The 26299-nt window shown below is 52.8% G+C and carries 26 protein-coding genes; 14 read left to right on the top strand and 12 right to left on the bottom strand.

Annotated features, from left to right (window positions below; all coding sequences use genetic code 11):
* Positions 1-756 (top strand): molybdopterin-synthase adenylyltransferase MoeB, encoded by a 756-nt coding sequence (gene moeB, locus OCH02_RS10005; protein WP_261431090.1) that lies wholly within the window; start codon positions 1-3, stop codon positions 754-756.
* A gap of 81 nt (positions 757-837) precedes the next feature.
* On the opposite strand, the gene OCH02_RS10000 is transcribed toward moeB, so the two are convergent.
* A complete protein-coding gene (locus tag OCH02_RS10000; protein ID WP_261431089.1) occupies positions 838-2430 on the bottom strand; it encodes an ABC-F family ATPase in 1593 nt (530 codons plus the stop codon).
* 183 nt (positions 2431-2613) lie between these two features.
* Positions 2614-3423, bottom strand: coding sequence for an isocitrate lyase/phosphoenolpyruvate mutase family protein (locus OCH02_RS09995; RefSeq protein ID WP_261431088.1), 810 nt, complete (start codon positions 3421-3423; stop codon positions 2614-2616).
* A 91-nt stretch (positions 3424-3514) separates the two neighbouring features.
* On the opposite strand from OCH02_RS09995, the gene OCH02_RS09990 reads away from it, so the two are divergent.
* A complete protein-coding gene (locus OCH02_RS09990) occupies positions 3515-4429 on the top strand; it encodes a LysR family transcriptional regulator (protein ID WP_261431087.1) in 915 nt (304 codons plus the stop codon).
* 68 nt (positions 4430-4497) lie between these two features.
* Here OCH02_RS09990 and mchS3 read toward each other — a convergent pair whose 3' ends face one another.
* Together mchS3 and cynR are read right to left on the bottom strand one after the other, a co-directional pair.
* Entirely contained in the window at positions 4498-4914 is a 417-nt protein-coding gene (mchS3, locus tag OCH02_RS09985) for an MchS3 family protein (RefSeq protein ID WP_261431086.1), read from the bottom strand.
* Between the two features lie 24 nt (positions 4915-4938).
* Positions 4939-5841 carry a transcriptional regulator CynR gene (gene cynR, locus OCH02_RS09980; RefSeq protein WP_261431085.1) on the bottom strand — a complete coding sequence of 301 codons (903 nt, stop codon included), beginning with the start codon at positions 5839-5841 and terminating at the stop codon, positions 4939-4941.
* Positions 5842-5955: 114 nt separating this feature from the next.
* Between cynR and OCH02_RS09975 the strand changes: the two genes are divergently transcribed.
* Positions 5956-6609, top strand: coding sequence for a carbonic anhydrase (locus OCH02_RS09975; protein WP_261431084.1), 654 nt, complete (start codon positions 5956-5958; stop codon positions 6607-6609).
* A gap of 21 nt (positions 6610-6630) precedes the next feature.
* Entirely contained in the window at positions 6631-7101 is a 471-nt protein-coding gene (gene cynS, locus OCH02_RS09970) for a cyanase (protein WP_012005966.1), read from the top strand.
* Positions 7102-7155: 54 nt separating this feature from the next.
* Here the strand turns inward: cynS and OCH02_RS09965 are convergent, their stop codons facing one another.
* From OCH02_RS09965 to OCH02_RS09955, 3 genes are all read right to left on the bottom strand, one after another.
* Complete coding sequence (locus OCH02_RS09965) at positions 7156-7647, bottom strand: AAA family ATPase (protein ID WP_261431082.1); 492 nt, start codon at positions 7645-7647, stop codon at positions 7156-7158.
* A 174-nt stretch (positions 7648-7821) separates the two neighbouring features.
* Positions 7822-8169 carry an antibiotic biosynthesis monooxygenase family protein gene (locus OCH02_RS09960; RefSeq protein ID WP_153857444.1) on the bottom strand — a complete coding sequence of 116 codons (348 nt, stop codon included), beginning with the start codon at positions 8167-8169 and terminating at the stop codon, positions 7822-7824.
* Entirely contained in the window at positions 8166-9233 is a 1068-nt protein-coding gene (locus OCH02_RS09955; protein WP_261431081.1) for a cytochrome P450, read from the bottom strand. The genes OCH02_RS09960 and OCH02_RS09955 overlap by 4 nt, the downstream gene beginning before the upstream one ends.
* Positions 9234-9314: 81 nt before the next feature.
* On the opposite strand from OCH02_RS09955, the gene OCH02_RS09950 reads away from it, so the two are divergent.
* The 4 genes from OCH02_RS09950 (at position 9315) to OCH02_RS09935 (ending at position 13331) form a co-directional block, all read left to right on the top strand.
* On the top strand, positions 9315-9998 hold the full coding sequence (locus tag OCH02_RS09950) for an ArsR/SmtB family transcription factor (protein WP_261431079.1): 684 nt from the start codon (positions 9315-9317) through the stop codon (positions 9996-9998).
* 63 nt (positions 9999-10061) lie between these two features.
* The gene (locus tag OCH02_RS09945) at positions 10062-10769 is read left to right on the top strand and encodes a glutathione S-transferase N-terminal domain-containing protein (RefSeq protein ID WP_261431077.1); all 708 of its coding nucleotides are present in this window, start codon (positions 10062-10064) and stop codon (positions 10767-10769) included.
* Positions 10770-11109: 340 nt separating this feature from the next.
* Positions 11110-12537 (top strand): alkaline phosphatase, encoded by a 1428-nt coding sequence (phoA, locus tag OCH02_RS09940; protein ID WP_261431076.1) that lies wholly within the window; start codon positions 11110-11112, stop codon positions 12535-12537.
* A 221-nt stretch (positions 12538-12758) separates the two neighbouring features.
* Positions 12759-13331, top strand: coding sequence for a GNAT family N-acetyltransferase (locus tag OCH02_RS09935; protein ID WP_261431075.1), 573 nt, complete (start codon positions 12759-12761; stop codon positions 13329-13331).
* On the opposite strand, the gene OCH02_RS09930 is transcribed toward OCH02_RS09935, so the two are convergent.
* Positions 13328-13954: a TetR/AcrR family transcriptional regulator gene (locus OCH02_RS09930; RefSeq protein ID WP_261431073.1), complete on the bottom strand. Its 627-nt coding sequence runs from the start codon at positions 13952-13954 to the stop codon at positions 13328-13330. The genes OCH02_RS09935 and OCH02_RS09930 overlap by 4 nt on opposite strands.
* A 93-nt stretch (positions 13955-14047) precedes the next feature.
* On the opposite strand from OCH02_RS09930, the gene OCH02_RS09925 reads away from it, so the two are divergent.
* The 3 genes from OCH02_RS09925 to OCH02_RS09915 all read left to right on the top strand — a co-directional run bounded on the left by OCH02_RS09925 (position 14048) and on the right by OCH02_RS09915 (position 17558).
* Positions 14048-14887 (top strand): NAD(P)H-binding protein, encoded by an 840-nt coding sequence (locus OCH02_RS09925; protein ID WP_261431072.1) that lies wholly within the window; start codon positions 14048-14050, stop codon positions 14885-14887.
* A 432-nt stretch (positions 14888-15319) separates the two neighbouring features.
* Complete coding sequence (mqo, locus tag OCH02_RS09920) at positions 15320-16897, top strand: malate dehydrogenase (quinone) (RefSeq protein WP_261431070.1); 1578 nt, start codon at positions 15320-15322, stop codon at positions 16895-16897.
* A gap of 202 nt (positions 16898-17099) precedes the next feature.
* Positions 17100-17558, top strand: coding sequence for a helix-turn-helix domain-containing protein (locus OCH02_RS09915; protein ID WP_261431069.1), 459 nt, complete (start codon positions 17100-17102; stop codon positions 17556-17558).
* Between the two features lie 60 nt (positions 17559-17618).
* On the opposite strand, the gene OCH02_RS09910 is transcribed toward OCH02_RS09915, so the two are convergent.
* From OCH02_RS09910 to OCH02_RS09895, 4 genes are all read right to left on the bottom strand, one after another.
* Positions 17619-18644, bottom strand: coding sequence for a fimbrial protein (locus OCH02_RS09910; protein ID WP_261431068.1), 1026 nt, complete (start codon positions 18642-18644; stop codon positions 17619-17621).
* Between the two features lie 8 nt (positions 18645-18652).
* A complete protein-coding gene (locus OCH02_RS09905) occupies positions 18653-21214 on the bottom strand; it encodes a fimbria/pilus outer membrane usher protein (protein WP_261431067.1) in 2562 nt (853 codons plus the stop codon).
* Positions 21215-21291: 77 nt separating this feature from the next.
* Entirely contained in the window at positions 21292-22020 is a 729-nt protein-coding gene (locus OCH02_RS09900) for a molecular chaperone (protein ID WP_261431066.1), read from the bottom strand.
* Positions 22021-22087: 67 nt separating this feature from the next.
* The gene (locus tag OCH02_RS09895) at positions 22088-22645 is read right to left on the bottom strand and encodes a fimbrial protein (RefSeq protein WP_261431065.1); all 558 of its coding nucleotides are present in this window, start codon (positions 22643-22645) and stop codon (positions 22088-22090) included.
* A 472-nt stretch (positions 22646-23117) separates the two neighbouring features.
* Here OCH02_RS09895 and OCH02_RS09890 point away from each other — a divergent pair, with 472 nt between their 5' ends.
* The 3 genes from OCH02_RS09890 (at position 23118) to OCH02_RS09880 (ending at position 26249) form a co-directional block, all read left to right on the top strand.
* On the top strand, positions 23118-23834 hold the full coding sequence (locus tag OCH02_RS09890; RefSeq protein WP_261431064.1) for an EAL domain-containing protein: 717 nt from the start codon (positions 23118-23120) through the stop codon (positions 23832-23834).
* Between the two features lie 22 nt (positions 23835-23856).
* On the top strand, positions 23857-24447 hold the full coding sequence (locus OCH02_RS09885) for a LuxR family transcriptional regulator (protein WP_261431063.1): 591 nt from the start codon (positions 23857-23859) through the stop codon (positions 24445-24447).
* A gap of 179 nt (positions 24448-24626) precedes the next feature.
* The gene (locus OCH02_RS09880) at positions 24627-26249 is read left to right on the top strand and encodes an FMN-binding glutamate synthase family protein (RefSeq protein ID WP_261431062.1); all 1623 of its coding nucleotides are present in this window, start codon (positions 24627-24629) and stop codon (positions 26247-26249) included.
* Positions 26250-26299: the final 50 nt, after the last annotated feature.

The raw sequence follows: 26299 nt of genomic DNA, 5'->3' as shown, positions 1-26299 counted from the left end.
ATGCTGCCGGAATTAACCGATGCCGAAGCGCTGCGCTATAACCGCCAGATTATCCTGCGCGGCTTCGACTTCGACGGTCAGGAAAAGCTGAAAGCCGCACGGGTGCTGATTGTTGGCCTGGGCGGTTTGGGTTGCGCCGCCGCGCCCTATTTGGCTTCGGCAGGGGTGGGTCATCTGACGCTGGTTGATTTCGACACCGTTTCGCTCTCCAACCTGCAACGGCAGATCCTGCACCACGATGCGCGCATTGGCATGGCGAAGGTTGATTCGGCGCGTATCGAACTGAGCGCCATCAATCCGCATATCCATATTGATGCCGTTGACGGGCAGCTGGACGATGAACAGATGGCGGCACAGATTGCCGCCAACGATCTGGTACTGGACTGTACCGACAACGTGACAACCCGCGATCTGCTCAATCGCCTGTGCCATGCGCAGCGCAAACCGCTGGTGTCCGGCGCGGCGATCCGTATGGAAGGGCAACTCAGCGTATTCACCTACCAGGTCGATGAACCTTGTTACCGCTGCCTGAGCCGGTTATTCGGCGACAACGCCCTGACCTGCGTCGAGGCAGGTGTGATGGCACCGCTGGTGGGCACCATCGGCACTCTGCAGGCTATCGAGGCCATCAAACTGCTGACGCAATACGGCCAGCCGCTCACCGGCAAATTGCTGATGTTTGATGCCATGACCATGCAGTTCCGTGAGATGAGGCTGCCGAAGGATCCTCTGTGCGAAGTGTGTGGCAGGGAATAGCAGACACAAAAAAGGCGGGAATATTCGCTCCCGCCCCTTCGATTATCACTGGGCGCAACATGCAGCGCCCCTACCGGAGAGTTACACGATACCCTGGCTACGCAGGTAGTCTTCGTAGTTGCCGGTAAAGTCGACAACCTTGGTCGGTGTCATTTCCAGTACGCGGGTTGCCAGCGAGCTTACGAACTCACGGTCGTGGGAAACGAAGATCAGGGTGCCTTCGTACATTTCCAACGCCATGTTCAGCGACTCGATGGATTCCATATCCAGGTGGTTGGTGGGTTCATCCATAATCAGGATGTTAGGACGCTGCATCATCAGCTTGCCGAACAGCATGCGGCCCTTCTCACCACCAGACAGCACCTTCACTTTCTTCTTGATGTCGTCCTGGCTGAACAGCAAACGACCCAGCACGCTGCGAACTGCCTGCTCGTCGTCTTTTTCCTGCTTCCACTGGCTCATCCAGTCGAATACCGTCAGGGTGTCATCGAACTCGTATTCGTGATCCTGCGCGTAGTAACCAATCTTGGCGTTTTCAGACCATTTCACGCTGCCGCTGTCCGGTTGTGCATCGCCAACCAGGGTTTTCAGCAGGGTAGACTTACCGACACCGTTCGGGCCCAGCACCGCCACTTTCTCGCCCACTTCAACCATCAGGTTAAGCTTGCTGAACAGTGGACCGTTGTCGAAGCCTTTGGTCAGCGCTTCCACTTCCAGTGCGTTACGGAACAGTTTTTTGTCCTGATCGAAACGGATGAACGGGTTCTGACGGCTTGAAGCCTTCACTTCTTCCAGTTGGATCTTGTCTATCTGGCGGGCACGTGAAGTCGCCTGTTTGGATTTGGAGGCGTTGGCGCTGAAGCGGCTGACAAACGACTGCAGTTCGTTAATCTGTGCCTTCTTCTTGGCGTTGTCCGCCATCAGACGTTCACGCGATTGCGTGGCCGCCGTCATGTATTCGTCGTAGTTGCCCGGATACACGCGCAGTTCGCCGTAGTCCAGGTCCGCCATGTGAGTACACACCATGTTCAGGAAGTGGCGGTCGTGCGAAATGATAACCATGGTGCTGTTACGCTCGTTCAGCACCTGCTCCAACCAGCGAATGGTATCGATGTCCAGGTTGTTGGTTGGTTCGTCGAGCAACAGGATTTCCGGATCGGAGAACAGCGCCTGCGCCAGCAACACACGCAGTTTGAAACCCGGCGCGATTTCGCTCATCGGGCCATAATGCTGTTCGACCGGGATGCCAACACCGAGCAGCAGCTCGCCGGCACGCGCTTCGGCGGTGTAACCGTCCATTTCGCCGTAAGCCACTTCCAGATCGGCTACTTTATAGCCGTCTTCTTCGCTCATTTCGGCCATGGCGTAAATACGGTCACGCTCTTCTTTCACCGCCCACAGTTCATGGTGGCCCATGATAACGGTGTCCAGCACGCTGTATTGCTCAAAAGCGAACTGATCCTGACGCAGCTTACCCAGACGCTCGTTCGGATCGAGGAATACGTTGCCGCCGCTCGGTACCAGATCGCCGCCCAGGATTTTCATAAAGGTGGATTTGCCGCAGCCGTTGGCCCCGATCAAACCATAGCGGTTACCGCCACCAAATTTTACAGAGATGTTTTCAAACAGCGGCTTACTGCCAAACTGCATAGTAATGTTGTTAGTGCTTAACACAGCGCTCGCTCTTCATATCATTAGGAATGTGATTTGGCGCGCATTATGCCATAACGGGGATAAGAGATCGCGGGAAGTTTTGGTGACAATTTGAGCAACGGCGCGGTGGCAGAAGAAGCGAGACAAGCGCGGTGTTTTATGGATAAGTCGGATGCGATCATCCCCATCCGACAGAAAGACGGGTTAATCAGGAAAATAACCGTTGATATGCCCATAAGCTGCCGCATCTGTAAACAATGGCTCAGAGTTGCCGTCGGCCAAAAAACCTGCGGCTAATTTGGCGGTATTTGCCCACAGCGTTTGCGGGATCCATGAGCCGATACTCACCCGCCGAACGCCAAGTTCAGCAAGCTGGCCTGCCGGCAGGAGACCGGGCCAGGCGATCACATTCAGTAGCAGATCCGTGTTGTCGGCAATATCACGGATTTGCTCCGGATCCGTCAGACCCAAAACAAACAGGCCGTCGGCCCCAGCGTCACGGTAAAGTTTGGCGCGCGCCAGCGTCTCATTGACTTGTAAAGCGGCAGGAGCCAGATTGCGCGCATAAACATCCGTGCGAGCATTGATATAAAGTCTGACTCCCATGTGATCTGCCACGCTACGTGCCTGACTAATTTTTTCGCACAATATTTGCGGCGGACCAGCGCCATCCTGAATATTGATGCCAACCGCTCCGGCATCAATAAAGCGGGCAACCACATTTTCGAAACTGCTTTCTTGCGTGCCATAGCCGCCTTCAATATCAACACTGAGCGGCACTTTAATCACCCGGGCTATCGCCGCGGTGGCCGCCAGATGCAGGTCCAGCGGTAGCTTATCCCCATCACGATAACCAAGTGACCAGGCAACACCGGCGCTGGTGGTCGCGATCGCCTCCGCACCAAGGCTTTCAATCAACAATGCGCTACCGGCGTCCCAGGCATTGGGCAGGCGCAGTGGGTGGGGTTGGCAGTGTAAACGGGCAAAAACGGTGGCGTTATTGTTGAGATCCATAAAATTCTCCCGATAAAAAACATATTCTAACCATCGGCAATCTGGATGATAATAGCGGCAAATTCCAGATATTCATTCCTCAGGAGAACGAATGGAAGAACCTTCCCTGCATCTGGTGAAAGTCTTTGTTGCCGTGGCGGAACACCAAAGCTTCGCCAGGGCGGCACAAATGCTCAATATGACCCCTTCGGCCATCAGCCGTCTGGTCAAAAAGCTTGAGCTACAGGTTGATATGTTGTTGATCAACAGGACCACCCGAGCCATGTCGCTTACCGATGCGGGCCAGCGTTACTTTACTGACTGCAGCGCTGCACTTGAGCAATTGCGCATCGCCTATGAGCGAATGCGCGATGAGCAAAGTCAGCCACGGGGAACGCTGCGAGTCAGCACTTCTCTGTCCTTTGGTCGTCTTCATGTTGCGCCGCACCTGTCGGCTTTTATGAGCCAGTATCCCCAGTTACGGATAGATATGCTGATGACTGACCGTTATGTCGACATCGTTGCGGAGCACGTGGCCGTGGCTATCCGCATCGGCCGCCTGCCTGACTCCAGCCTGGTGGCACGCAAACTGCTCAATAATCGTCGCATTCTTGTTGCTGCACCGAGCTACCTGCAGCAGCATGGCATACCGGAAACCCTGGAGGAGTTGCAACGGCACCAGTGTCTGGTTTCTACAGCGAGCCACGACGGTGAGAAATGGCGCCTGTTTGGCCTTAAAGGTGAAACCCTCTTTCGCCCCAAGGGCAGAATGCGTGCAGACAACGGCGATGCAGTTAAACAGTTTTGTCTCGATGGGCAAGGCATTGCGTTTCATTCCGCCGTGACCATGGCCGACGCCATCAGTTCGGGCGAGTTGGTGCAGGTGTTGCCGCAATGGACGGGCAGAGAGACTGGGGTTTACTCCGTTTACCCACCAGGGCCTGTGGGGCCAGCTGCGAGGGTACTGGTCGAATTTCTGAGCCACCGCTGGCGGCAAGAGTTATGCCTGCAAAGCGCCAAAATATAACGAGACAGTATCCATCTGCACCATCTGCTGGGGAAATCCCGGCTAATGCACTTTCTGCGAAAAAGAAATCACCAGCAGCCATGTTTTAAGATATTGAAATAGACCTCTTTAAACTTTTCTGTCCTTAAAATATCCCCTTTCAATACCGAAACCTGTTTATCCCACTCTTGGGCGAAATCGGCTTCGCCGTCGTTGTTATTTAGCTTTTTTAAGCCGCAGGCAGCATAAAGTTTCGCTTCTGGCGTTGCCTGCGGATTTTTGGCAATACGCAAGAAAATGACTCCCGCATCCTGATAGGTTAGGATTTTTATTAACTCGGTTTCGCCAACGCTGCCGATACCAACAAACCCATTTATTCCCAAAGAGAAATTGTTAACCCTGGATAAAACATTTTCTGTCTCTTCCCTGCTTTGTTCAGCGGTGTAAGCGTTGAGGGAACAGAAAGAAACTACAAGCAAAGTCACAACGCGAAAAATCATTTTCATAAAAGTCTCCCTATTCAAGCAGTTTTATACCGGATTGGAATGTGCCGACATCAAATCCTGCTGATGTAAAACCGCAACAAACGCCTGCGATGCCGCGCTGCGGTAAGCGCTTTTACGTTGCAATAATACCGCCCGACGCGCCGGCAGGGCGGCGACAAGTTGCACCGACCGTAACTGCGGATCCGCCTGGGCGATCGCCGCCGGTAGAATGGTGGCAAGCTGACCACGGCGCACAATCTCGAGGATAGCACCAATCGCATTGGCCTCTACCGCCACCAGTGGGCAGATATTCTGCTGACGACAATAACCGTCGATGAACTGACGGGTAGCAAAATCTTCGCTCAGCAAAGCCAGGGGTTGCCGTTCAAGCTCCCCCGCCGTCAAAGGGTGTTGCCGTTGGGCCAAAAGATGGTCGGCGCCAACCACCATATTCAACGATTCAATAAACAGGTCTTTGGCCTCGATATCTGGCGACTGCGCCTGGCTAAAAGCAATGCCCAAATCCAGCCGGTCCTCTGCCAGCAACGCCTCGATTCTGTCCTGCGTCATTTCTTGAATACTCAGCGATATGCCCGGATAACGCCGATAAAAGGCATCGATAACCGGGCCAACCAGGTAGGCGCTAAAGGTCGGTGTCATTGCCAGCCTCAGATTGCCGCGCTCCAGCGTCGCCACGTCATGGATCGCGCGCGCCCCTTCGTCCAGATCCTGCAATGCCAGGCGGGCATAGCGCATCCAGGCCACACCGGCATCGGTCAGGCGCACGGTACGGCCACTGCGATCCAACAACGGCGTACCCAGCGTCTCCTCCAGCTGTTTGATTTGCTGTGACAGCGTGGGCTGCGAGACATGCAGCACTTCGGCAGCGCGGGTGAAGTTGCCCTGCTCGGCAACGGCCAGAAAATAACGAATATGTCGCAACAGCATAGCGCCCCTACTATTAGTAATTCCTATGGTAATCATTATAAATGGGTCTTAGACCCTATAGCCAGAGCGGCGCAAGATACGTCCATCGCTTAACAGCACCCAGATGGAGACAGTATGAAAGAGGTTATTGAAGGCTTTTTGAAGTTCCAGCGTGAGGCGTTTGTCGAACGCACGGCACTGTTCCAGCGGCTGGCGACCCAGCAGAGCCCACGCACCCTGTTTATCTCCTGTTCCGACAGCCGCCTGGTGCCGGAACTGATTACCCAGCGCGAACCTGGCGACCTGTTCGTGATCCGCAATGCCGGCAATATCGTGCCTTCGTTCGGCCCGGAACCGGGTGGCGTCTCCGCATCAGTAGAATATGCCGTCTCTGCACTCGGCGTTGAAGATATCGTGATCTGCGGGCATTCCGACTGTGGCGCAATGACCGCCATCGCCACCTGCCAGTGCCTGGAACATATGCCAACCGTGGCTAACTGGCTGCGCTATGCCGACGCTGCCAAGGTGGTAAATCAGGCTTATCCGCATGCATCCGAAAGCGAGAAAGTCAGTTCGATGGTCCGTGAGAACGTCATCGCACAGCTGAACAATATTAAAACCCACCCGTCGGTGGCACTGGCACTTGAACAAGGGCAGTTGAGGCTGCACGGTTGGGTGTATGACATCGCCAGCGGCGGCATTGAAGCGCTGGATGGCGAAACCCGCCGTTTTATTCCGCTGGCCACTAATCCTGAGGTCACGGCAACCCCTGCCGTATCTCGCTTTTAATTTCATTTATAAGGAAACAATATGACTCAGTCACTGCACTACTCATCCCCCCGCGAAACCTTGACCGACACCATTATGATGGCCAAGATCCGCAAAAACCTGACCTTTGAAGCGATTAACCAGGGCACCGGCTTGAGTCTGGCGTTCGTCACTGCCGCCCTGCTGGGCCAGCATCCGCTGCCGGAACAGGCCGCCCGCGTGGTGGCAGAGAAGCTGGATTTGGATGAAGACGCCATTCGCTTGTTGCAAACCATTCCGCTGCGCGGCAGCATCCCCGGCGGCGTGCCGACCGACCCGACCATTTATCGCTTCTACGAAATGGTGCAGATCTACGGCTCCACGCTGAAAGCGCTGGTACATGAACAGTTTGGCGACGGCATTATCAGCGCGATTAACTTCAAGCTGGATATCAAAAAAGTACCGGATCCAGACGGTGGTGAGCGCGCGGTAATCACCCTGGACGGTAAATACCTGCCGACCAAGCCTTTCTGATAACCCGATGAATAAGGCGGCGCCCAAATAAGGGCCTGCCTTATTACGGGATGATCAGCAATAGCGGATAACGGCTAAACACTCTTCTTCTGAGGGGGGAACAAAATACTGAGTAAGCAGATCGAATGTCTCTTCGCTTAACGTAAAGGGATGTTCACCCTGCTCATTTCTGAGCTTTATCCGGCTTTTACATAATGCCTCACTGACATCCAAAAAATGCAAACAATGCTCAACGCCAGCCAGCTCGGCTAATTGCCTTGCCCACAGTCGCCGATCGGGCGTATTCATCGGAAAATCCAACACCACCGACAGCCCATGACCCAACAGTTGTACAATATGCTCACTCAACGCTTGTCGCAGTCGGGCCGAATAACGCACATAGTCCTGCAGGGATGCCATCTGCTGTTCATACAGCGTCGCCAGCCAGTTATCTTCAACCATCAGCAGCGTTTGGGGTTGCTGCGCAAGGCTGTACGCTAACGTCGACTTGCCGGAACCGGCTTTACCGCACATCAAGTGTAAAACGGCGGGGGGATGGTTCTTCATACGTGCCTCCTGGGGATATTGCCAGTCGGAGGACCTTTTTGCCCCGCCTGACTGGCGGGGTTTCGCTTAAAACAGACGCGCTATCCCACCACTCTATGAATGGTGATAATAATCTGCGCGAATGCAAAACGGTTTCTGTTCATCTGTTATCAATAAGATAACCCCCAAGAATTGTCAATCGGCGTGATAGCCACGACTGTCTTGCGGCACCTGCCCCCGTTGATCCAGACCATAGTCGCGCACCACCTCTGCCACCCGCAGGCGATACTGTGCCAGCACGCCATGGCGGCCACGTTTTTGTGCGGCGCGATGCTGCTCAATATTGCGCCACTGCTGTACTGCCGCTTCATCACGCCAAAAAGACAGTGACAGTAAACGCTGCGGATCGGCCAGGCTTTGGAAGCGTTCAATCGAAATAAACCCGTCAATCTCCGCCAGAAGCGGCTTCAACTCAGCAGCCAACTCAAGATAGGTTTCACGTTGCCCGTCGGCGGCCTGCAATTCAAAAATAACGGCAATCATAATGAGCTCCTGTCAGAAGTAAATTCAGGTACACGTGCGTTTTGCGAAGACCGCCAATGAACGTTGTTCAACATCTGTAGATCAATACGCAATGCGGATAAATACTGAATCCCGCATTGCGCGATAATTCTCGCCCAGCCCTCCCCTGGACAACGATGTACGCCACCACCAAAAGCAAAACTTTCGTCGCCCGTGCACAACAATACCAAGACACTCTGTCCCGCCAATATCGGACACCCCGCAATCCGCGTATCCCTGAGCGCAAAACGGCGGGTATTCTGAATCGAAGGTGTATCAGACAAGACTTTAGCAATCAGTTCCTGCACACTCCCCGTGTGGTTTCGCATCAGTAACAATGCCTGTCCGATCAAACCGGCGGTTCCCTCACAGGCCTGAAACATCAAGCCAATGGCATTGAACATGGCGGCCTGACCGTCAATACCTTGCGCCCGACATGCATGCTGTAAACTCAACCATAATGGCCCATCGCAACCATCCAAACCTGTTAACAGGCGCCCCACAGCCACGCTCCCTCTTTCGACCTGCTGCTCACTGCCACCTGGCGCAATGCAACGGGAAAAATCCAGTATGTCATCGACTAACGCCGGCCACGCATCCACAGGAACGACCAGAAGTGTGGCAATCACACAAACTGGCAGGGCATAGTTGAAACGGGTGATCTGATTTGCGTCCGACGCTAAAGAAGGCATTAATTTTTGCGCGACGGCTAATGCGGTTTTCTGGATCATCGTCTCTTCAACAGCGGCTAACGCCTGCAAGATGGCCACTTTGAGTTTGAGATGTTGTTCACCATCCTGCATGCGTACCAGAGCACCAAAAATAGGTTGCACAGGCGTATTCAACAACGCAGCAGGAATAGGTTCATGTGCTGGGCGCACCCCAAAATCGCTACTGTGCAAAACCTCACGGACTGCCGCCGGGGAAGCCGCGACCCAACTGTGCAAATTAGGCTGAAACGCCATCGGCGCCATCTGCGAATAATCAGCGAGCGGGTCGTCAGCCGTGACGGCAGCGATAGCACGAGTATAAGGACAAAGGGTCATGATGTTCTCCATCAAACGAGGCCGGTGTGAAAACGCATCCTAGCGCTAGCGCTGCAGCCATACTTCGTCTAATCTCGAAGTATGAATAACATCGATATTGAAGATCGCCTTACCGCGCTGACCGCTGCCATTGCCGACCGCAGCCGGGCGCGCATGCTGTGCCTGTTGATGGATGGCCGCGCCTATACCGCGACCGAACTGAGCGCGGCGACGGACGTAGCCGCCTCTACCGCCAGCGGGCATCTGGCACGCCTGCAGGAGCAGCGGTTGATCGTCTGCCTCAGGCAGGGGCGCTATCGCTATTTCCGCCTGGCAGGCCCGGCGGTGGCCGCCGCGCTGGAAACGCTGATGGCGCTGGCCGGCGTCGAAACACCGACGGTGAAAAGCAGTACCCCAACTTCACTGCAATTCGCCCGCACCTGTTACGACCATATGGCCGGAGAGGTGGCAGTAAAACTGCATGACCGCCTGCACCAGTTACGCTGGCTGGAAGGTGAAGCAGACTATCGGCTGACACAAACGGGCCTGACCGAGTTAACCCGGTTAGGCATCGACTGTTCTGCGGCCCCTTCACGGCGGCGTTTCGCCTGCGGCTGTCTGGACTGGAGCGAACGTAAGGCTCATCTTGGCGGCGCACTGGGTGCGGCTGTACTCAGTGCTTTTATCGATCGTGGTTGGATCAGGCGTCAGCTTGAAAGCCGTGAGCTACAACTCACCCCCGCCGGTAAAAAAGCGCTGACAGCACATTTTGGTCTCACGCTTTAACCCTGCGCCGCGTTAGCTTTGCTGCAATACTCAATAGGCAAACCGTCAACCCGAGGACTCGTCATGCTCGACCAAACCCAATTCCCGATCGTCAAACGCTGGCCCGCTCAGCACCCGGAAAGACTGCAACTTTACTCATTGCCAACGCCCAACGGTGTCAAGGTCTCCATCATGCTGGAAGAAATCGGCCTGGCTTATGAACCGCACCTGATCGATATCGGCAAGAACGAAACCTGGACGCCCGAGTTTCTGTCGCTGAACCCGAACGGCAAGATCCCCTCGATCATCGATCCCAACGGCCCGGACGGTAAGCCGCTGGCGCTGTTTGAATCCGGCGCTATCCTGCTGTACCTGGCGGAAAAAAGCGGCAAATTCCTGCCACAGGATCCTGCCCTGCGCTACGAAACCATCCAGTGGGTGTTTTTCCAGATGGCGGCGGTGGGTCCGATGTTCGGTCAACTCGGCTTCTTCCACAAATTCGCCGGTCGCGAATATGAAGATAAACGTCCGCTGGAACGCTATAAAAATGAATCCAAACGCCTGCTCGGCGTGCTGGAAACCCGGCTAGAGGGCCGTGACTGGATCATGGGCCAGGATTACAGCATCGCCGATATTTCATTGCTGGGCTGGGTACGTAACCTGATCGGCTTTTATGAAGCCCGTGAGCTGGTCGAGTTTGATAGCTTCCCGCGGGTAGGACAATGGCTGGAGCGCGGTCTGGCCCGTCCGGCAGTACAACGCGGCCTGAATATTCCTGCCCGCAGCGAATAATGGATAGTCTGGGATAGCCGCCCGGCTATCCTTGCCCCCAATTACCGTCATAAAACTGTCACACCCCTGCACTACCCTCCTTCGTCATAAAATAAATTAATGTTTTTCCTCTATGGCTTTCAAGTTGCAGCTAGGCACCCAACTCACTCATCCACAGGCGCTTACTTGAGTAAGTCACTGGGATGACAAATCTGCCGGGAGCAGATTTGAACGCTGCCAGCAGCGGCCTCAAAGGGGTGTGGCCCATGGACGGGCCACATAACTGAGTGCAGGTAACAACGCTGCAGCTTGAAAGACGACGAGGAAATTTACATTTTGTATTTCGACAAGGAGCTTTCCCATGCAGCAGTCCCTTTCCCTGATCGCCGGCGCCGTGTTATCCGCCTTACTCTGTTCCGCCGCCTTAGCCGATGAAACCCCGGTCAATACTGCCAGCCTTTACGAACGCGCGGCACGCGGCAACATCGTGGAACCCGGTGGCGCACGCCGCCTGAATGGCGATCAAACTGCCGCGTTGAAGGCTTCTCTGTCCGACAAAACGGTCAAAAACGTGATTTTGCTGATCGGCGATGGCATGGGTGATTCGGAAATCACCTCGGCGCGCAACTACGCCGAAGGTGCGGGCGGCTATTTTAAAGGTATCGATGCCCTGCCGCTGACCGGTCAATACACCCATTACTCGCTGGACAAGAAAACCCACAAACCGGATTACGTCACTGACTCCGCCGCCTCGGCGACCGCCTGGTCAACCGGCGTAAAAACCTACAACGGCGCACTGGGCGTTGACGTCAATGGCAAAGACCAGCCGACACTGCTGGAAATCGCCAAGGCGGCGGGCAAGGCCACCGGGAATGTGTCCACCGCCGAGCTGCAGGACGCCACACCGGCGGCACAAATTTCTCACGTCACCTCACGTAAATGTTACGGCCCGGAAGAAACCAGCGAAAAATGTGCCACCAACGCGCTGGAAAACGGCGGCCGCGGCTCCATCAGCGAGCAGTTGCTGAAGGCCCGCGCCGACGTCACGCTGGGCGGTGGGGCAAAATCCTTTAATCAGCTGGCAAAAAGCGGCGAATGGCAGGGAAAATCGCTAAAAGAACAGGCAGCAGCTCTGGGCTATCAGTGGGTCGAGAACCTTGAAACCCTGAACGCCGTCAGCGTAGCCAACCAGCAGAAACCGCTGCTCGGGCTGTTTGCCGCCGGTAATATGCCGGTGCGCTGGCTGGGGCCGAAAGCCACTTATCACGGCAATATCGACCAGCCGGCGGTGACCTGCGAGAATAATCCGGCACGCACTGCGGATATCCCGACGCTGGCGACGATGACTGAAAAAGCCATCGACCTACTGAAAACCAACCAAAACGGCTTCTTCCTGCAAATTGAAGGCGCGTCGATCGACAAACAGGATCATGCGGCCAACCCATGCGGCCAGTTTGGCGAGACCGTCGATCTGGATGAAGCGGTTCAGAAAGCCCTGGCATTCGCCCGTGCGGATGGCAACACCCTGGTGATCGTCACAGCCGACCACGCCCACTCCAGCCAGATTATCGCCGCCGACGCCAAGGCGCCGGGCCTGACGCAAACGCTGACCACCAAAGATGGCGCGCCGATGACCATCAGCTACGGCAACTCAGAAGAAGACTCACAAGGGCATACCGGGACTCAATTGCGGGTGGCGGCTTACGGCCCGCATGCCGGCAACGTGGTTGGCCTGACCGATCAGACGGATCTGTTCTATACCATGCGCGACGCCATGGCGATTAAGTAAGTTAATAGCCAGAAATCCAAACGCTGTTCATCGCCTGGAGTACCTGGGATGAATAGCGTTTTTCCCCTTTATAAACAGCAGGCAACTGCTATATTGAAAAACACTTTCGCTTTCGAGAAAGGCTTTTCAAAGCGTTGCTGCGTTTGTTTACGCTAATCAGTTCATTGTTTCCCAGCCTGTTGAAAACCAGTGTGAGCCGGCCCAAAAATAAGGATCTGCTTTTGAATTTGATTACCTTGCCCTTTACCACCGAACGTCTGCAACTGCGCGGCTTTACATCTGCCGATCTGGATGCTTATGCGGAATATCATCGCTTGCCGGAAGTCTATCGTTATCTGTATGCACCCACACCGGACGATGCGCAGTTGACCTCCCTGTTTACCCAGGCGATAACCTCGCGCTTCAGTGAAGACGGCGACATTCTTTATTGTGCCGTGACCTTGAAAAACAGCGGGAGACTGATCGGTGAAGTCTTGCTGAAACTGGCCAACGGCGCAGCATTGCAAGGGGAGATTGGCTACATTTTCAACCCGGCTTATTCAGGAAAGGGTTATGCCGCGGAAGCCGTAAAGTCGGTACTGGATCGCGGGTTTGCCGAATCGGGTTTTCATCGCATCTTTGCCCGCCTTGATGCCGCCAACCAGGGCTCGATTGGCGTGGTCGAACGCCTGGGAATGCGTAAAGAGGCGCACCTGCGGCAAAATGATCGTTTCAACGGCAAATGGGGCGATGAATTGATTTATGCCCTGCTGAATGAAGAGTGGTGTCAATTCCGGCAACCAGAGAACTTTTAGGTATCCGCCAACATCTTGGCCGCCATTCGCTTATAACTCGCAACCAGAGCACGGCCCTCATCCGGGCCGGTACTCACCGCCAGTCGCATCGTCGCCTCCCCCAAATGCATCAACAGGAAAGCGGCATTTTCCACAGTCGCCGGATCTGACTGCGGCCGTAACCGGCGTATCGTCGTCGCCAGCAACGCGCCGTTCAACCGGCTTTCCGCCACTTCTTCTTCACGCAGCGTTTTGTTGGCCTGGGTCGCCGCCCAGATATCCCGCATCACCGGTTCAGCCATAAACAAGGCGTAATATTCGTCAATCAGGCAGCTAAAAGCCTCGATCAACTGCGGTAACGTCTGTACCTGAATCAAGCCTTGCTCGATGCATTCACGCGCCTCCTGGTTATATCGTTGCGCCAGCACTCGCACGATAGCGGTTTTATCCGGAAAGTATTGGTACAGCGCTCCAATCGAAATACCGGCATTTTGCGCCACTTCACTCATACGCATCGCATCACTGCCCTGCTGGGCTATCAGCGCAGTTGCGCAGTCCAGGATCAGCTTCACCTTCTCACGGCTACGCGTCTGGCTGGGTTTACGCCGCAGGGCGGCACTATTTTTTTGCTTATCATTCATCATGCATCGTCCTTTGAACAAAAACCGCCTCGACAATAATACGAGGGTTTATCATATTTACAAAACATGAGTAACACTCACATTTGGAGCAGCACGATGAGCAGCAACGAAAAGGGTTCACCCATTCTGGTTTTAGGCGCTACTGGAAAAACCGGTAGCCGTGTGGCAGCACGTTTGCAGCATCAGGGCATACCGGTGCGTGCCGGACATCGTAGCGCCGCCATCCCTTTCGACTGGCAGGACAGCACCACCTGGCAACCTGCCTTGCAGGATGTGGAAAAACTTTATCTCAGCTTTCAACCCGACCTGGCAGTACCGGGCGCCACCGAAATCGTTGAACGTTTTTGCCGGCAGGCGGTAACTGGCGGCGTGCAAAAAATAGTGTTGCTCAGCGGGCGCGGCGAAGACGAGGCCCGTCAGGCGGAAGAAGTGGTTGAACGCAGTGGTGCAGACTGGACGATATTGCGCGCCAGTTGGTTTATGCAAAACTTCAGCGAGAGTTTTATTCTTGATGAATTGCTAAACGGCGCAGTCTATTTGCCACCGGGCGAGATCCCCGAACCTTTTATTGATGCGGAAGATATTGCCGATGTTGCGGTTGCCGCCCTCACCCAACCTGGCCACAGCAATACACATTATGAATTGACCGGCCCGCGTCTGATGACCTTTGAACAGACCATTGGCGAGATTGCCGCCGCCGCTGGGCGTGAGATCCACTATCAGCAGGTGCCGGTGGCAGATTACGTCGGATTCCTGCGCGAGGCACAGCTGCCGGCCGAAATGGTCACGCTGCTGGAGTATCTGTTCAGCACGGTGCTGGACGGACGCAACGCGTCATTGACCGATGATGTCCAGCGTAGTCTTGGGCGCGCACCGCGCGATTTCAGCACTTACATCGCCGACACCCTCCCCAGCGGAGTTTGGCAAACGCGTTAACCGGTTAATGGTCGCCCTGCACGGCGGCCATTTTCTTTTTGTTACCGAGGACATTTGCTATTGTTCTATAAATATTGTGTGATAGCTGAATATCGTTTAAATCCGCGGCAATTAAACCCTTTAAATATAGCGGTTATATTTAAATAAAATAACAAATGAATTATTCCTGCCTTTAATTCGCTTTTTTTAATTACAAAAGTAGTTTTTAACAATATTGCAAACAATAATATCCCCTCAGTAACCAGAGTTGAACAATCTGTCCCCAGGCAGCCTGTAATAATCCACTTTTCGTTAAAAAAATGATTAACAAAAAGACATTATCACTGCAATCCGGTTTTGCCGGGCGGGTTGATTTCACTTATTTCCAGGGTAGCTCCCGATAAATTCTTTCACCTGCAATGAGTAGAATTTACACACAAGAGATTTGAATTAATGAGAAAATTACTCGTCCTGATTTTCTGTCTGAACCTGTTTGGCGTCGCGCAACAGGCAGCAGCGGAAGAGAATAAGACCGTTGATGTGGTTCTGATCGGCGGCGGCATCATGAGCGCCACTTTGGGAACTTACCTGCATGAGCTGGAGCCAAACTGGTCCATCGACATGTATGAGCGCATGAATGGCGTGGCGGAAGAAAGCTCCAACGGCTGGAATAACGCCGGTACCGGCCACTCCGCCTTCGCCGAAATGAACTACACCCCAGAAAAAAAAGACGGCAGTATTGATATCAGCAAAGCCGTGGTGGTGAACGAGTCTTTTGAAATCTCTCGTCAATTCTGGTCTTATCAGGTTAAAAATAACGTCCTGAAAGATCCAAAGTCCTTTATCAACAGCGTGCCGCACATGAGCTTTGTCTGGGGTGACGATAACGTCAATTTCCTGCGCAAACGCTATGCGGCGCTGCAGCACAGCACCCTGTTCCGCGGTATGGAGTACTCAGAGGACGCCAACCAGATTAAACAGTGGGCACCGCTGGTCATGGACGGTCGCGATCCTAAGCAAAAAATTGCCGCCACTCGCATGCCGCTGGGCACCGACGTTAACTTTGGCGTGATCACCCACCAACTGGTGGATACGCTGACCAAAAATCCAAACTTCAAGCTGAACCTGAGCCATGAAGTACGCGATATCAAACGCAACGACGACAATACCTGGCGCGTAACCGTGGCCGATCTGAACCGTGACGGTAAAGAAACCACCGTTAACGCCAAGTTCGTGTTTATCGGCGCGGGCGGTGCTTCCCTGACGCTGCTGCAAAAAACCGGCATTCCTGAAGCCGAAGGTTACGGTGCCTTCCCGGTCGGCGGTCAGTTCCTGGTGACCACCAACCCGGAAATCGCCAACCAGCATCTGGCCAAGGTTTATGGCCTGGCCAGCGTAGGTTCGCCACCGATGTCGGTTCCACACCTGGATACCCGCATGCTGGATGGCAAACGCGTTCTGCTGTTCGGGCCGTTCGCTACCTTCTCCGGCAAGTTCCTGAAAAACGGTTCACTGTTCGATCTGCTGCATTCCCTGAGCACTTCCAACCTGATGCCAATGACTCACGTCGGTCTGGATAACTTCGACCTGGTGAAATACCTGGTTGGCCAGTTGATGATGAACGACGACGACCGTTTCGCCGCGCTGAAAGAGTATTTCCCTGAAGCCAAACAGGCTGACTGGAAGCTGTGGACTGCCGGCCAACGCGTGCAAATCATCAAGAAAGACGATGACAAAGGTGGCCTGCTGCAGTTCGGTACCGAAGTGGTCAGCGCTAAAGATGGCAGCATTGCTGCCCTGCTGGGTGCATCACCGGGCGCATCGACTGCCGCACCGATCATGCTGCACCTGATGGAAACCGTGTTCAAAGATAAAGTGGCGACGCCGGAATGGCAGAGCAAGCTGAAAGAGATCATTCCGTCCTACGGCCACAAGCTGAACGGCGATATTGAAATGACCAACAAGATCCGTGGCTACACCAGCAGCGTGTTGCAGTTGGACTATATCGAAGTGAAGCCGGAAACTAACTGATAGCCGTTTCCCCGACTCGCTTTAAGGCCGCCTCGTGCGGCCTTTTTAATTTCTCCGCGACGGTAAGAGCACATTTAGCCACCTTTAGCACCCTAGTTAACACTTGCGTAACCCGTTGCTGCAGCCTATTATCAAAGAACAAACTTGGATAATTACTCTTACCTACACTGACCTGAATGTCGTACTGCGGGAGAACTCAAACATGGATCGCGTCAATATCATTCACGATTTGCTGGACTGGATTGAAAATCATCTGGATCAACCCTTGCTGTTAGACAACGTGGCAGCCAAGTCAGGCTACTCCAAATGGCATCTGCAAAGGATGTTCCGCAGCACTACCGGGCATGCTTTGGGCAGCTATATCCGTGAGCGCCGGCTGTCGCAAGCCGCACAAGCGTTGCGTTCAAGCCCTCGCCCTATTCTCGACATCGCTCTGCAATATCATTTCGATTCCCAACCGTCTTTTTCACGCGCGTTTAAAAAACAGTTTGGCAAAACACCGGCGGTATATCGCCGCACTACCCGCTGGGATGTCGCAGAGATGCAGCCACAGCCGATAGAGCCACTGAATGGGCATCGCCATGAGTCACCGGGCGTGCATCTGTGGTATGCGGGTAAATGTCTGGACAGTGTCTGCACCAACTGGGTTGGTCAGCAGTGAGTGAGATAAAAAGCAAAAAGCCAATGGGCTAATCCCATTGGCTTTTTAATACCGACAAACTTAGTTGTATTCGATGGTAAAAACGGCGGTCGACTTTATATTACCGCCTTTAATCGTCGAGCCGGTACGATAGTAACGGGCCTTCAAAGGCAGGGTTAATGTATTGGCCTGATTAGGAATCGTGTGTCCGGCATTGACCGCATCGCCATTCTTAATCGGCTGTGTGGTACTGCCGGTCAACAACTGTACGGCTACGCCAGAGGCTGAATTGGCACCGGTCTCTGATTTGATCACGCCTGGCGCATTCGAAGGATCTTGAGTGTAGTCGAAACGCACATTCACAATCCCCTGGCCCGCGCTCCCAGGCAACAGATTCTCACCCACGCCCCCCACGCAGTTGATGTTGATATCAAACGCCTTCTCGCCCTGAGTTGAGCCGACACCGCCAAAAGACGCTGCCGTGACGGAGTCCAGGTTAACAACCTTGTTTTTAGAACCGCTGTCGACATTACAGGTTGAAGTCACGATCGTCAGGCTATTGGCGTCAACAATCGATTGCAGCAGTGGCAACCCAGGACCGGTACCATCCATATAATAATTGGTATAGAGCCCGGTAGTCAGCTGGCCGGTGCCAGTCTGCGCGGCAGTTTTAACAATGTCGATCTTGAAGTAACCGCCGTTAAGGGTAACGTTGGTATTACCAGAAAATCTAATATCATGCGGGTAAAAGTTACTCACCGAACCGGCTTCACGGTACAACCGGATACCGATCCCCGGAATATTGGTGCTCCACACATTGGTGAAACTGGTAGGGCTGCCCTGCATAATCCGGCCAATCGAGCTACCGCCTCTTGAACAACTGCCGATATTACTAACCTGATTGATCGGGAACTGACCGGTGGTCAAGGTATCACCTACCTGACTGCTTGGTGTAACCAGTACACGCCCAAGCTTCATATTGATCACCTGAGCCTTGTAACCCGCCCTAACGGAACAGGCGGCATAAGCGCTTTGGCTGCCAACCATAATCAACCCGAACAGCATCAGGTATTTCGCTGACCTTTTATGCAGCGATGGAACACGCATTAATTTTATCATTTGCAACTCGCTTCAATAATTTCGTAGTCAGTATTGTTGCTCTGCGCTTTGGCACTGTAGCTGACAGAACACTGCTGCGTTGGCTGCGTGCCCCACTTAACCTGCAACAAACCTTTACGCGCTTCGGTACGCAAGTAAATACGACTGCCTTGCCCGACAATGCCGACCACCTGATTGCGGGTGTCCAGAACTTCGGCACCAAACGGCAACGCATTGCCATCAGGACCGAGAGCATGAATGATCAACGCCTGCCCTTTGGTGGTCTTAAACTCCAGTCGGGCGATAGCTCCGGCGTAAGGCGCTACCTGCTGGCTGCTGCTTTCCAGCTCTACGTCGCGCGACATGCCGCTCGGATCAAGCGTGACGTTAGTCATACGGTATGGCGCCACATAAGGAACGACTGCATAACCGTTGTTGTCGATACGCACACCCGGCGAGTTGGTCACAATTGCACCCGCAGCGTCCGGTGCCTCAACCAACACCATAGTCTGGCCGCGCTGTGGCGTCATGGTAACGCCGCCACTGTGGGCAACGATGCTGCCCGAAGCCCCAACTGACGATTGACGATAATCTTTGCCGTAGCTGTAAGAGCCGTTAAGAGTAGAGAACCGGCTACGATATTCACCGCTGACGCTGCTATTGGTACCACCAGATTGATCGTTGGCCAGCGTTGCACTGTAGCTAATATTGTTGTCTTCACCGGTAGAGCCATTAATACCCAGGCGGCTGCTGTCATAACCGTTATCGGTATAGCCCAATGAGCTGTTAAGACTCAGGGTCTGTGAACCCACGCTGAACGGAATCGACAACGTCAGGTAATAACGTGTTTCATCACGGTTATACATATCCGAGGTGCGCATGGCGGAAAGGCCGTAAGTGACACGCCCGTAATAGTTGTTGTAACCCACCTGGTACTGTTTGGTGCTGCCGCCACGGTTCCAATAATCACGCACCGAGCCGGTGATGTATAAGGAACCGTAGTTGTCACCCAGCCCCTGGTTTAGGGTCAGTTGATATTCACTGCGCTGACGGTTAACCGCATCGGCGCTCAAACCTTTACGTTCGTTGTCGCGTGAAAACACGGCGTCGCGCAAGGAGAGATAACCCGAAGTCGAATAGCGATAAGCAGCAATCGTGAAGTTGGTACTGGTTTCCGTCATCAACTTGCTGTAGCTGAGCTTATAACTTTGACCCGATTGGTCACCTTGCTTCAGACGCGTATTTGACTGAGTCACGTCCAGAGCAAAGGCACCGACCGGCGTCGCAACCGCACTTCCCAGCAATACCGCGCCATAACCATCGCTGGCGATCGCGCCGGTATAACCGGTGATAATATTGGTAAACCCGCGCTGATAAGTCGCCTGGAACATGTCGGGTTCCTTGCTCAAATTATCATCGCGCACTCGGCCTGCGGTCATTGCATAACGCTGAATACCCGGGCGGAGCATCTGCGCCACAGATGCATAAGGAACGCTAAACTGGCGCTTGCTACCGTCGGCTTCGTTAACGGTAACGTTCAGGTCACCGCCGTAACCGGTAGGATAGAGATCGTTAATGACGAACTCGCCAGGGGCAACGGTAGTTTGATAAATCAGCTGGTTATTCTGCCGAATTTCTACCAGGGCATTGCTTTGAGCTACGCCGCGAACGACGGGCGCATAACCATTCAGAGAGTCCGGTAACATGCGGTCATCCGTAGCGATTTGCACGCCACGAAAGCCAATAGAGTCAAAGAAGTCGCCACTGGTGTAACTGTCACCCAACGTCAGCATGCCGCGCACACCCGGAATGGCTCGTTGCGCGTAGGTCGCGGTATTTTGCCAGTGGGTACTTTCGTTGGAACGCCAGTTAACGTTTGAATCATGGCGTAACTGCCAGCCAGCTACGTTCAACCCTGCATTCAACGTCAGATAAGCATTGGTTGAGTCAGAATTACTGCCGTTGGCAGAGCTGTGGGTATTGAAGGCGTTAAAATTATACGACAGGCTGCCGGCGGTAATGCCGCGATCCCAGAATTTTGGATCGACATAGCCACGGGCACTTCGGCGTAATGCCGCCTGCGGGATACTGATATCCATGCGCAACGAACTGGTATCAAAACGGTAATAAGCTTCCGGTACCCACTGAGACAGACTTTTGCAAGTGTCGGTATTAATAGTCGGATCGCTGCTCAACGCGGTGGTATCTACACCGAACTCATCCAATGACAACAGGCTAAAACAGGTATCTGCACTGTTTTTTCCCGGCACATTTTTAAAGTCGATGCTTTTTTTACCTTTCCATTCACCGTTAACATAAATATCGAGTGAATATTTACCCGCCAGAATAGGGTTGCCATCACGGAAACGTGAAAGATCGACGCCCTGCGCCTCCCCTATCAAGAAATTGCTGTTGAAGGAAGCTTCAACAGGCGCGGCTGGCTTCTTGTTGTCGGCAGCCGTTTCCGCCCAGGCAAAACCAGAGGAAACCAGGCAGACTGCGCTGCCAGATAACAATAAAATTGATTTGCAGTTAAATAGCGCCAATTTAATAGCAGCAGAGATAGGTAACTCTTTCATATAAAGCATTCCTTTACCAAATTAAGCTCACCCCACCGACAGCCAAAGCTCTGGGGTATGAGGCTCTCTTCCAAGAGTTACTTTTGCTTATTCTTAGTACGGGACACGCGTCCGCCAAAATCGTTAATGGTGGTATATGCAACGTCGGCAATACGTGAGCTGTCACCAGAGAACGACAGGGTTTTTTCCTGGCCAGGGGCCAACATGTCGCCATGGGGTGCCAACGGCACTTTCTTCTGGTTGACGACAGCATCGATTTCGGTAAACGACACGTAATAAGGCGTTGGGTTTTTCACGCTGACGCCGGCGCTGCTAAAGCGCCACTGCAATTTTTCAGGGGCATCGTTCGCTTCGCCAGTCAGGCCGGCAGGACGATACAGCAGTTTGACGCGGGTGCGGAAAGCCACCTGTAGAAAGTTCTCAGGCGTAGTACTGTTTGCCCCGGTCGGTGCAGGAGGGATCTCCAATACGTTCAACCAGAACAGGGATTCTTTATCTTGAGCCAATGCCGAAGTGGTCAGCGATACGCGCAGTGCCTGGCCTGTAGCCGGTTCAACACGGCTGATTGGCGGAGAAACGACAAATGGCGCTTTGCTGTTTTCAGGCGTGGTTTTCGCATCGCCTTCGTCAATCCAGGATTGGATTAATGCCGGTGAAGCTCCATTATTTGATAATTGGACGGTAACTTCCCGTTGTTTTCCCGGATAAATAATACGCGTACCGTTAATGATGACACTGGAAAAAACGCTGCTGCTAAATAGCGCGGCGATCAACAATACACTGTATTTTTTAAATGAATTTTTCATTATTTTATCACTACGGTAGGGAAAAACGGCGGGGGGAATTAACCACCCGCCCGAATAAGAATATTACTTATTGGTAAATGATGGTGTATTGCACGCTAGAGGTCACATCACCAGCGCCTGCTGCGTTAGTCGCGTAATACTCTGCATAGTAGTTCAGGTCAGCAGAGTCACCTTCGTTAGCAACAGTAACCCACTGGGAGTTCTGCTGTGCGCCATTAGCGCCAGCCGCCAGGATAGGCAGGAATTGGTTGTTGCTACCCAGCAGTTGAATCTGCACGTTAGTTGCAGCGTCAGTCTGTGCCTGGTTATTCAGACGACCCGTGTTGAAATCAACAGTTGCACCTGGTTCGAAATAAGTCGCTACCTGGCCTTTAGAACATTTGGTCAGGTTGATCGCAAATGGAGTACGACCAGCAGTTGAGCTCTGAGTTGCCAGAGTAGAAGCAGAAACAGTTGGCAGAGTTACGGTGAAATCTTTACCGCCTGGGGTGCTGATAGTACAAGTTTGGTCAGTCACTTTACCGTTAAAAGTAATAGTGCCATCCGCAGCTTGCGCAGCGAAAGAAGAAATACCTACGGTGCTTACAGCCAATGCCAATACAGCAGACAGTTTAGAGATTTTCATATTTAGACTCTCGATGAATTAATACAACCATTAAGTACATTCAACGATGCAACTCCTTGTCAGGAATGAAGCCCCGATGAATCCATTACCCGCCGAAATATAGACTAAGCGTATTCTTATTGTTAAATCGTTTAAAACATTCATAAGCCCCCTCTTGATAGGAATAAACTATCAACAAATACCTATCGATCGATGTTGACGATTCAATCGAATAGGAATAATCTGTGTTTGGGAAAGTCATGCAGTTAGACATTTTGCCTTAAGGTCTGATTTACAGCATATTATTCTATATATTTACATTTTGTTACTTTTTTAGCGATTTTGACTTCGCGACAAATTGCCCGTTTAGCGGTCTGTAAGCGGCATAACTCATCCTGACTGCATTAAATAAGATTTTTACCCATAAATAGACGCATTTTATTTTATTTTCGTTACAAAATAGATAGTTACATATCAATCAAGGGATTGAGAAATGCACAGTTCTTTTAGAGAGCAAAATAACGGAATTAATTATGTTTTCCAGCCAATGTTCGCAAAATCCGGACAATTGCTGGCCGTTGAGTGCCTGTCGCGATTCACTTTTAATAGTGGATATGCACATTTCTCTCCTGAACAGTTCTTTCGATCTGCCGATAGCGCCACCCGGATTGAGATTCTGTTAGAGCAGGTCTGTCTGATAGAAAAATATAATCACTGGTTTCGTGAAAATCAGGTTATAGCCACATTAAATGTGGACGACCATTCTCTGAGGTCTTTGGCCAATAGCCATTTTGCAGAAAGAATTAGTGCTACTCGCTGTATTCATTTTGAAATCAGCGAAAACTCAACCCGATTGGTAAAGGATCGCGTCCACGGCGATCCCTCTCTCAAGAGTTATTCATTTTGGCTCGATGATTTTGGTTCTGGCTATGCGGGTTTTTCCGCGTTGTATAACAGCCAATTTCGCTTCGTTAAATTGGACCGTTTTTTACTATGGGACTTTATGAAAAAGTCCGGCGGTGAAGGTTTAATGCGCGCTTTATTGCGCTTTTTTCACCTTAATCATTACAAGGTGATTATCGAAGGAGTAGAAACTCCCGAACATAAAAAATGGCTGGACGAAATGCCATATTACGCACTGCAGGGAAAGCTGTGGAAGGAATCCGACATCAAGGATTTGAACTCGCTTCTTACAGCTGAATACTTTTAACTCATTATGGGTTTTTGCCATTATGTCTAAAAACAATGTCCTTGTTATTAGTGAGTGTAAGTACAGCTATGTCGGCCTTTCGGTATTACTGAAAAAACATTACGGCAAGTACGATATCAGACTGTTTTCGGATTTTATGCACGGTGGAGCCAAGGCGGAGAAAATAATCAAGCACGACATCGCGCTGATATTCACCTCCCAGAATCTGGAACAAAGCGTCAATGTCATTGAAAGCCTGGTGTCTTTGCATCAGCAATACAACTCAAAAACACGCCTGCTGGTGTTTTATGACGATGAGCGCGTAGTGAAGCTGTTGTCGATTCTGGGCATCTCCGTTGAGCTGGTCTCTACCCGTATCCCTCTTTATTCACTACAGGAAAAAATACAAACCCTGTTAGAAAGCAAAGAGCCCGGCGGGATAAAAATGCAGAAAACCCGTGAACTCAGCCCAGCGGAAAGTGACGTTATTTTCAATTTGCTGCGTGGCGATAGCCTGCTGCACATTGCCCAAAAGCGCGGCACTCACCCCAAAACCATTTTCTCACAGAAATACAGTGCGATGAAAAAGCTGCGTTTGCGCAGCATGAGCAGCATCTTCGTCGCCAGTAAGTGATCCTTCAGGCCGCCGCCCGGCGGCCTGCCTCTCTCCGCTCACGTTAAATTAATGTAACAAGCAGCGACAAAGCAGCAACAGTCACATAACACGCCTGCGCATTGGTTAAGATCCAGCCACGGAATTTTCCCGTGAGTCATGTCGTCTGGATCAAAATCAAAAAAACATCAGGAGATGTTATGAAGTCGTCCTTATTCAGCCGTTACACCTGCTTTGTGTTGAGTCTCTTGTTGACACTGGCATCATTGGCACTGTTGCCGCACTGGCCCTGGTTTTGGCTGCCGGCGATCATTTTTGGGGGACTGAGCGCACTGGGTATTTACGATTTGACCCAACAGCGCCACGCCATCTGCCGTAACTATCCGATCATTGGCCGCCTGCGCTTCTTCTTCGAATTTATCCGCCCGGAAATACGCCAATATTTATTGGAAGAAGATAACGCGCAGATCCCGTTCTCCCGCACTCAACGCACGCTGGTCTATCGTCGTGCCAAAAACGAAATGGGTGACAAGCCATTCGGCACTCAGCTGGACGTCTATCAAACCGGCTATGAATGCATCGGCCATTCCATGTGCCCGGTAGCGGTATCCGATCCCGCCAGCTTCCGTGTGGCGATCGGTGGCCCCGGCTGCAGCCAGCCCTACTCCGCTTCTATCTTCAATATCTCTGCCATGAGTTTCGGCGCGCTGTCGGCCAATGCCATTCGAGCCCTCAATCTGGGCGCGGCCAAGGGCAATTTCTATCATGATACCGGTGAGGGCAGCATCAGCCGCTATCACCGTGAGAACGGCGGCGATCTGGTGTGGGAATTGGGTAGCGGCTATTTTGGTTGCCGCACCCGCGATGGCCATTTTGATCCACAGCGCTTTGCCGAACAGGCTAAAAACCCGCAGGTCAAAATGATTGAAATCAAACTCAGTCAGGGCGCCAAACCGGGCCATGGTGGCATTCTGCCGGCGAAAAAAGTGGATGCGGAAATTGCCGCGACGCGCGGTGTACCGGAAGGGATCGACTGTATTTCACCGGCCTCACACAGTGCCTTCAGCACCCCGGTGGAAATGATGCACTTCATCCAGCAGCTGCGCGAGCTGTCTGGTGGTAAACCCGTGGGCTTCAAGCTGTGTATCGGCCATCCCTGGGAGTTTGTCGCCATCGCCAAGGCCATGTTGCAGACCCAAATATTGCCGGACTTTATCGTGGTGGACGGCAAAGAAGGCGGCACCGGGGCGGCTCCGCTGGAGTTGTCCAACTATATGGGCATGCCCCTGCGCGAAGGGCTGCTGTTCGTGCATAACACGCTGGTTGGCTGTGGATTGCGTGACCAAATTAAAATAGGTGCCAGCGGCAAGATTATCAGCGCCTTCGACATCGCCAGCGTATTGGTATTGGGTGCCGATTGGGTGAATTCAGCGCGCGGCTTTATGTTCGCCGTCGGCTGCATTCAATCGCAAAGTTACCACACCAACCACTGCCCGACCGGCGTCGCCACCCAGGATCCGCTGCGTCAGAAAGCGCTGGTGGTGCCAAACAAGGCGGAACGCGTTTACCATTTTCACCAGAACACGGTAAAAGCGCTGGCGGAAATGTTGGCAGCGGCCGGGGTCAGCCGTCCGGAACAGCTGACTTCACACCATATGCTGCGCCGCATTACCTCAACGGAAATCAAGGTCTATGCCGACATCTATTACTATCTGAAACCTGGGGCACTGCTGCAAAAAGAGATTGAAAGCGATTTCTATGCACGCATGTGGCGTATGGCGACACCAAACAGTTTCGATCAGGCGATCGCCCTGCCGGTTTAAGCGGTGGATTGTCCCCTCGCCTCAGGGAAGGACTTTGGAGAGGGGTTGCT

Origin of the sequence: Serratia quinivorans (assembly GCF_946227985.1) — a bacterium.
In the GTDB taxonomy this organism is placed as follows: domain Bacteria; phylum Pseudomonadota; class Gammaproteobacteria; order Enterobacterales; family Enterobacteriaceae; genus Serratia; species Serratia quinivorans_A.
The sequence above is the reverse complement of the archived record's forward strand: the minus strand, read 5'-3'. Positions and strand labels throughout refer to the sequence as shown.

Excerpts from the sequence above, each read along its gene's own strand:
- OCH02_RS09955 (WP_261431081.1), bottom strand. The coding sequence starts at position 9,233 with ATGACCCTTTGTCCTTATACTCGTGCTATCGCTGCCGTCACGGCTGAC.
- OCH02_RS09915 (WP_261431069.1), top strand. The coding sequence starts at position 17,100 with ATGGATCGCGTCAATATCATTCACGATTTGCTGGACTGGATTGAAAAT.
- OCH02_RS09880 (WP_261431062.1), top strand. The coding sequence starts at position 24,627 with ATGAAGTCGTCCTTATTCAGCCGTTACACCTGCTTTGTGTTGAGTCTC.
- OCH02_RS09890 (WP_261431064.1), top strand. The coding sequence starts at position 23,118 with ATGCACAGTTCTTTTAGAGAGCAAAATAACGGAATTAATTATGTTTTC.
- mqo (WP_261431070.1), top strand. The coding sequence starts at position 15,320 with ATGAGAAAATTACTCGTCCTGATTTTCTGTCTGAACCTGTTTGGCGTC.
- OCH02_RS09900 (WP_261431066.1), bottom strand. The coding sequence starts at position 22,020 with ATGAAAAATTCATTTAAAAAATACAGTGTATTGTTGATCGCCGCGCTA.
- OCH02_RS09910 (WP_261431068.1), bottom strand. The coding sequence starts at position 18,644 with ATGCGTGTTCCATCGCTGCATAAAAGGTCAGCGAAATACCTGATGCTG.
- OCH02_RS09995 (WP_261431088.1), bottom strand. The coding sequence starts at position 3,423 with ATGGATCTCAACAATAACGCCACCGTTTTTGCCCGTTTACACTGCCAA.
- OCH02_RS09965 (WP_261431082.1), bottom strand. The coding sequence starts at position 7,647 with ATGAAGAACCATCCCCCCGCCGTTTTACACTTGATGTGCGGTAAAGCC.
- OCH02_RS09885 (WP_261431063.1), top strand. The coding sequence starts at position 23,857 with ATGTCTAAAAACAATGTCCTTGTTATTAGTGAGTGTAAGTACAGCTAT.
- cynS (WP_012005966.1), top strand. The coding sequence starts at position 6,631 with ATGACTCAGTCACTGCACTACTCATCCCCCCGCGAAACCTTGACCGAC.
- OCH02_RS09925 (WP_261431072.1), top strand. The coding sequence starts at position 14,048 with ATGAGCAGCAACGAAAAGGGTTCACCCATTCTGGTTTTAGGCGCTACT.
- cynR (WP_261431085.1), bottom strand. The coding sequence starts at position 5,841 with ATGCTGTTGCGACATATTCGTTATTTTCTGGCCGTTGCCGAGCAGGGC.
- moeB (WP_261431090.1), top strand. The coding sequence starts at position 1 with ATGCTGCCGGAATTAACCGATGCCGAAGCGCTGCGCTATAACCGCCAG.
- OCH02_RS09975 (WP_261431084.1), top strand. The coding sequence starts at position 5,956 with ATGAAAGAGGTTATTGAAGGCTTTTTGAAGTTCCAGCGTGAGGCGTTT.
- OCH02_RS09950 (WP_261431079.1), top strand. The coding sequence starts at position 9,315 with ATGAATAACATCGATATTGAAGATCGCCTTACCGCGCTGACCGCTGCC.
- OCH02_RS09905 (WP_261431067.1), bottom strand. The coding sequence starts at position 21,214 with ATGAAAGAGTTACCTATCTCTGCTGCTATTAAATTGGCGCTATTTAAC.
- OCH02_RS09895 (WP_261431065.1), bottom strand. The coding sequence starts at position 22,645 with ATGAAAATCTCTAAACTGTCTGCTGTATTGGCATTGGCTGTAAGCACC.
- phoA (WP_261431076.1), top strand. The coding sequence starts at position 11,110 with ATGCAGCAGTCCCTTTCCCTGATCGCCGGCGCCGTGTTATCCGCCTTA.
- OCH02_RS09960 (WP_153857444.1), bottom strand. The coding sequence starts at position 8,169 with ATGATTGCCGTTATTTTTGAATTGCAGGCCGCCGACGGGCAACGTGAA.
- mchS3 (WP_261431086.1), bottom strand. The coding sequence starts at position 4,914 with ATGAAAATGATTTTTCGCGTTGTGACTTTGCTTGTAGTTTCTTTCTGT.
- OCH02_RS09945 (WP_261431077.1), top strand. The coding sequence starts at position 10,062 with ATGCTCGACCAAACCCAATTCCCGATCGTCAAACGCTGGCCCGCTCAG.
- OCH02_RS09930 (WP_261431073.1), bottom strand. The coding sequence starts at position 13,954 with ATGATGAATGATAAGCAAAAAAATAGTGCCGCCCTGCGGCGTAAACCC.
- OCH02_RS09990 (WP_261431087.1), top strand. The coding sequence starts at position 3,515 with ATGGAAGAACCTTCCCTGCATCTGGTGAAAGTCTTTGTTGCCGTGGCG.